The 5,536-nt window shown below is 39.1% G+C and carries 7 protein-coding genes; 3 read left to right on the forward strand and 4 right to left on the reverse strand.

Translation table 11 applies throughout. The features are described 5' to 3' along the window. From VIP81_RS06015 to VIP81_RS06025, 3 genes are all read left to right on the forward strand, one after another. The coding region (locus VIP81_RS06015) for a site-specific integrase (RefSeq protein WP_331957569.1) at positions 1 to 750 on the forward strand (750 nt) is incomplete at its 5' end. Positions 751 to 1,020: 270 nt separating this feature from the next. Further along, on the forward strand, positions 1,021 to 1,716 hold the full coding sequence (locus tag VIP81_RS06020) for a hypothetical protein (protein WP_331957570.1): 696 nt from the start codon (positions 1,021 to 1,023) through the stop codon (positions 1,714 to 1,716). Between the two features lie 119 nt (positions 1,717 to 1,835). Continuing rightward, positions 1,836 to 3,173 (forward strand): hypothetical protein, encoded by a 1,338-nt coding sequence (locus VIP81_RS06025; protein WP_331957571.1) that lies wholly within the window; start codon positions 1,836 to 1,838, stop codon positions 3,171 to 3,173. Between the two features lie 131 nt (positions 3,174 to 3,304). Here VIP81_RS06025 and VIP81_RS06030 read toward each other — a convergent pair whose 3' ends face one another. The 4 genes from VIP81_RS06030 to VIP81_RS06045 form a co-directional block, all read right to left on the reverse strand. Then, positions 3,305 to 3,580 (reverse strand): helix-turn-helix domain-containing protein, encoded by a 276-nt coding sequence (locus VIP81_RS06030; protein ID WP_331957572.1) that lies wholly within the window; start codon positions 3,578 to 3,580, stop codon positions 3,305 to 3,307. Positions 3,581 to 3,695: 115 nt separating this feature from the next. After that, positions 3,696 to 4,028, reverse strand: coding sequence for a hypothetical protein (locus VIP81_RS06035; RefSeq protein WP_331957573.1), 333 nt, complete (start codon positions 4,026 to 4,028; stop codon positions 3,696 to 3,698). Positions 4,029 to 4,060: 32 nt separating this feature from the next. Further along, on the reverse strand, positions 4,061 to 5,287 hold the full coding sequence (locus VIP81_RS06040) for a hypothetical protein (protein ID WP_331957574.1): 1,227 nt from the start codon (positions 5,285 to 5,287) through the stop codon (positions 4,061 to 4,063). A 9-nt stretch (positions 5,288 to 5,296) separates the two neighbouring features. After that, positions 5,297 to 5,536: hypothetical protein (locus tag VIP81_RS06045; RefSeq protein ID WP_331957575.1), on the reverse strand; the 240-nt coding region annotated here is incomplete at its 5' end.

The raw sequence follows: 5,536 nt of genomic DNA on the forward strand, positions 1-5,536 counted from the left end.
AAACGGAAAGAAACAGAATACCTAACGTGGGAGCAACTACGCATCATTGAAGATGTAATCCTCATTAATCCAATACATAAGCTAGTACGGGCAATTTTTGTTTTCTGTTGTTACACTGGTATGGCTCCAATAGATGTACAGTCCTTTAAACCAGAGCAATTATCTACAGACATAAACGGAAACATTTGGATGACCTATACCCGGGTGAAAAGCGAAATACCGGCATGGGTACCACTTTTAGAAAAGGCAAAGGAAATAATTCAGGAATACGGTCTTGAACCCGGTGCATCATATAGGGAAACAGTGTTTCATTATGTGAGCAACAAGGTTCTAAATGATAACCTGAAGGTTATCGGGCTTATCTGTGGCTTTTCAGTAGAACTTCATCCATATATGGCCAGGCATACATTTGGCACTACGGTAACCATGCAATTGGGCGTACCTCCGGAGGTAGTACAGATAATGATGGGACATGAAAAGTTGGCTACTACTATGATTTATGCGCGTGTAGGAAATCCGCTGGTACTAATGTACATGCAGCGTGTGCAGCAGAAGATTAATAGTGGGCAGACAATTGGGATACAGGGTGTTAATGAGGAACAATTCCTGTTGCTGTTGGAAAAGATTGCACCGAAGGTGCTAGAGAATGTTTTCACCAACGATATTTTGCCCAAGCTGCTTGAGATTGTTCATAAAAATCCGGCACCGGCGCAGCTCTCGGCAACCGGAACCCACCTGCTTGCCGTTTAGTTGGACACTGAATGATAGGCGTACCTCCCCGGTTTACACCAGGGAGGTATCTTTTTTCTGATTCGGCCCTACTGTTCAGGTTCGGAGCAATTTCATTAATTTGCGATTAGCCCATACTTTTAGGGCTGCTGTTCTCAAAATAAATTGATTCTAAAAATAACACTTCAAAACTATACTTTATCAATATAGAATTATGATCAACATCCAAATTCACTTTTAATTTATAGGCAAGTTGTGAAATTGTCTGATATTTTCAATCCACCCCTAACCATGAAAAAATTTTTGTCAACCCCTTTGGGTCTAGTACTATCATTCCTGTTTTTTATTCTCGTAATATACTACCTGGTTAATAAATTCAACCAAGAAAAGATAAATGTTGTCACTGGACTATTGGGAGCAGCAGGAGCGATAGTCGGTATTGGAGCCGTAATAATAAACTGGATAACCAACAACAGGACCTCAATTTATGAGGAATCTGCGCGAACTCCACAGATTTCCTTTAGTTTGCACGAGCGGGGTATAGAAATGGGTGATCGATTTAGCGATTCAGTGAAAATAGTTAACATTTCAAATGTCGCTGCCCTCGGTATTTCTGTGAGATTTCGGATGTCTCGTGACGAAGAATATTGCGATTGGATATCCTGTTTTGATTTGAAGGCGCAGGAAATACAGGAATTATTTTGGCTACGTTTACCCGATTCTATTCAGGCTTCTTATAAAGATCGTACGGGTCATCACTATTACTTGACTACTTATCAAGATCGCAAACCGGAACATTATCCAATTACCGAACAAACATTTCAAGAATATGACGCGGCGGCAATGGCAAATAGGTTCCGAAATCATAGTGCCCTACTACACAAATTCAAACAATTCGTCCAACAAAAACTAGCAGAAAGAAATAACAACATACAAACCGCCATCGATGAATATGGAGAGTTTTATTTACGGGAAATTATAAGTTAAGATATTAGTATGAGATCACCTTCTCACGAAGATTTTGTCACAATCCGCTAATATTTTATATTCAGTAATTATTACACGTTATTATATTCGATACCGAATCAAGATTAAAATCATAAAGGTTGAAGCAATCTGTATTAAATATTGTAGATAGTGTCGCTGGTGTTTTAGCTGGCGAAGTAAAAGCACATAGCATTGAAGGAATATGCCAGTCCTACGGATTGGGAGATGGGCAGGGATATTTTTCACCTGCAAGCAAGTATAAATATGTGCATGGCTTGCTCATAAAAAAGGATGAAGATTTCATCGTCACTATCGCTAAAAAAATATGCATCGATTATAATTCTGATCAAATTGGCTTAAGGCTGAACGAATATTTTAATGGTAAATTTTACAAGATATCTTTAGTTACCCGCCAAGAACTACTTACAGTCTTATATTCAAAAACAGATCTTCAAGGTAGGTTATCGAAGGAGGAATTTATTACCTCATGCGGTTTGCCTTTCCCTAACTATTTGGCGATAAATACCCTTTTTTCAGGTTTTTTTGGCCCCGCACACGCAGCGCAAGCAAATGAAGAATCTACACTCGCAGAAATATTAAAAGCGATAGAAATCCATGGCGTTCTTGATAATAAATTTTTCCATTTCCTTGAGCAAATAGTTCACCCATATACAAGGTCTAATGTCGAGGCACAAGATTATGTTAAAACAATAAACAATTACATTAGAAAGGACAATCACCAATTGCGACCAGATGGGGAGATTTCAGGAGAATCAATCTACAAAGTTGTACAGATGGACGGAGTGAATGATACTGTGAAAAACCTGATATTCGCATCCAACAGTTATAAGCCCGAAATAGTGTTAGACGATGCGATCAGCAATAGGATAAAAATTGTTCGCAATTCTGAGCATTGCCTAATTTATGATAGGCAAATAAAAAGCAATGGCCTTTTATGGGTAGATTTGGTAAGTTGGTGGTCAGATTTAAATAATACGCCTGCCAGCAAAGCAGAGGCGGCAAATCTTAAAGCTCGGCTGCACCAAAGTTTGGCTTCTGAGCCAGAAAAATTGTTTTTTGAAACTTATTATACTGAGTTTTCCAGACGCCTGTCCAGGCAGCTACCTGCTTTAATTCCACAAATTTATCTTCATTACGATCCGTATTCAATTAAACAATATGGAGTGCAGTATCTTTTGCGTCAGAGAATGGATTTTCTGATGCTATTAAACAATAATATAAGAATTGTTATTGAAATTGATGGCATCCAGCACTATGCGGAAGGTACAACCGCGATACCCGCGAAATATGCTGAGATGGTTAATTTAGACCGCGATTTAAAGTTATTAGGGTATGATGTTTATCGATTCGGAGGATACGAACTAAAACCAGGATGTGAACAGGTAATTATTTCATTTTTTGAAAAATTATTCAAGAAACATAGCGTAGGGATTTGATCTATTTTAATCATTGGACCAAGATGGAATTTACAATTGAATACTTTCGTACGCACTCTATTGCACGCTTCCAATTCGTTCCATAAATTGGGTTGAATTGAAACGAAGAGGCTAGATTGTAAAAGGAATTGTTATCTTGTTTTTCTCCTTTTCTCCATCAATGCTACAATCTCATTATAATCATAGTAAGCTAAATTCCCAATCATCGAAAAATTTAGCGTCCCATTATTTCTCATAGTTTGCAATGTACCGGCGGATAAACCTAGCATTTTACGCACTTCAAACGTTTTAAGCCATCTTTTAGGTTCATCCTGCTTATTCCTGGACAGAAGCGCATCTATCTCCTGCAACAACTCTTTTTTAAAAGCAATTAAATCTTCCTTTGTCACAATATCAACAGCACTCATAAAAAAATATTTACAATAGCATAATAACCAAAGCCCCTTTTCGGGGCTTTGGCAGGTTATCCCCGTCTACATGGCCTATCGCTGGCCGGCGTACTCCTACATACCGGCGTCCTTTTCAACCATGCAATCTCACTGGTGTATTGTTTGGAGAGTTGCCACCAGTCCATTCAGACATATAAACAATGCTTCCCAGTATCGGATGGTAAGAGGGTATATACTTAATATATCCCTGGTCGTGCAGGTCATTGATACATCGCTGGTAAGTGGATCTGCTTATCTTGGCCAATTCCAACACCTCTTTACGATCTATTGAAACAGGTTCGTCAAAGTCATTCATACTCCATAGCTGGAATAAGGCCAGATAAAGGCTTAAATGCGGAGCGCCGATTTTATTGTCACTTTTAATGACAGCATACAATGCGGTCAACCGTTCCCGTGCTTTTTCCATATCATCACAATTTCAATTTCACAATAATCAGATTAGCTTATCGATGGCCCCTTCTGCCGCTCCTGTTTCTGAGAGGTCGCATCATTACTGACACGTTGGCCGTTGGCCTGTTCATTAGTCTGGGAGGCACCTGCGGCTTTTTTCAATTCTTCAATATTTGACTTCTGAAGATTGGCAGTATAAACACGTAAGGTATCATGCTTAGGTAGCGCCTCAATAAAAAAAGACGTTTCACCAGCCTGCACATGCTGCCTGTTTCCTCTTTCCAGCGAAGAATATAGATTTTCACTTTTCTCCGGATCTTTCAAATCGTTAATGGGTAATGGCCCCACTACTTTTCTGACATCAAATCCCTTAGTGATTTCAAGAGGGTGATTGCCTTGCTTATCGGTTTCTTTTAAGTTTAGAGAAGCCCATTCGTTGGTATCTTTATTTATGAGGAAAGAACGCTGTTGCATTGCATTGTAGGCATTCTTTATAGTAATATTACCAACGTCTTTACCTATGGTAAAGGTTTGCCGCTGAATTTCTCCAACCTTTGGACGAACCAATAATTCCATACCATTACGGAAAATCAGGTCGCTACCCTCCCTGGTAGATCTTTTATATGGTAATGTAACAACAGCCATGTCTTCCCCAAACTGTTTGGTAGCATATAAATTAAACTCCGGCTTACCACTTTTGATATTCATAGTAAGGGCTTCATCAAGCGTGTCCGCTACACCGATCTTGCGGAGATCATTTTTATGATACTCCAATACTTTCTCATTCATCTCACTAGTATATTTACTGGTTAATAATACGGGGGATACTTTTTCATACCATTCGATAGTGGGAACCGCGTAAATAATACCCCTTACAGCCTCCGGGAGGGATTTCAGCTCTACCACCTCTTTAATGCTATATTCTTTACCAAAATTGCCAGATTCATATTCTGCCCCCCATTTATTTACAGAAAATGCAAAATCATCTACTGTCAGATCACCCTTTCTTGTATCAAATGCCATCCATACGTTTTCTTTATTATATTCCTGTTGCATTAAATCAAATACAGCCTTATTGATGGTCACTTCTGGGCCGTTGAAATTGAATTCATCAGAATAATAGCCAGCCGGATATTTTAAGGCATAAGGTGCAGAAGGATTGAAAATCTGCTCAATAGTCCAGTCTTCGCTACCTTTCCAACGACTAGGGGGAAAGGCGGAGGCTATATAAAAACCTGTATCACCCATTATCTCACCATCGTATTCATACTTCATTTTCGTACCCTAGTAGGTCGCATAAAGACTAAAAGATAAATAACCATGCTGTGGTAGAGGTTCTGCATTAATAGCATCAAACAAACCTTTATACCCGCTCTGGTAATCACTATGAGAGCTAATATTATAAATCTGATGACCTGTTTCGTAGATCATATGACCGGGATGGGTATGTTTGACAACCCGGTATGAATCGATAAGATGGTCCGGTATAAACAATACTTTGTCATCACCACCTCGATGCCTGAT

Origin of the sequence: Chitinophaga sp. (genome assembly GCF_036566945.1) — a bacterium.
GTDB lineage: Bacteria > Bacteroidota > Bacteroidia > Chitinophagales > Chitinophagaceae > Chitinophaga.

What these genes read in the sequence shown, in the direction of transcription:
- VIP81_RS06020 (WP_331957570.1), top strand. Translation starts at nt 1,021, where the DNA reads ATGAAAAAATTTTTGTCAACCCCTTTGGGTCTAGTACTATCATTCCTG.
- VIP81_RS06030 (WP_331957572.1), bottom strand. Translation starts at nt 3,580, where the DNA reads ATGAGTGCTGTTGATATTGTGACAAAGGAAGATTTAATTGCTTTTAAA.
- VIP81_RS06035 (WP_331957573.1), bottom strand. Translation starts at nt 4,028, where the DNA reads ATGGAAAAAGCACGGGAACGGTTGACCGCATTGTATGCTGTCATTAAA.
- VIP81_RS06040 (WP_331957574.1), bottom strand. Translation starts at nt 5,287, where the DNA reads ATGAAGTATGAATACGATGGTGAGATAATGGGTGATACAGGTTTTTAT.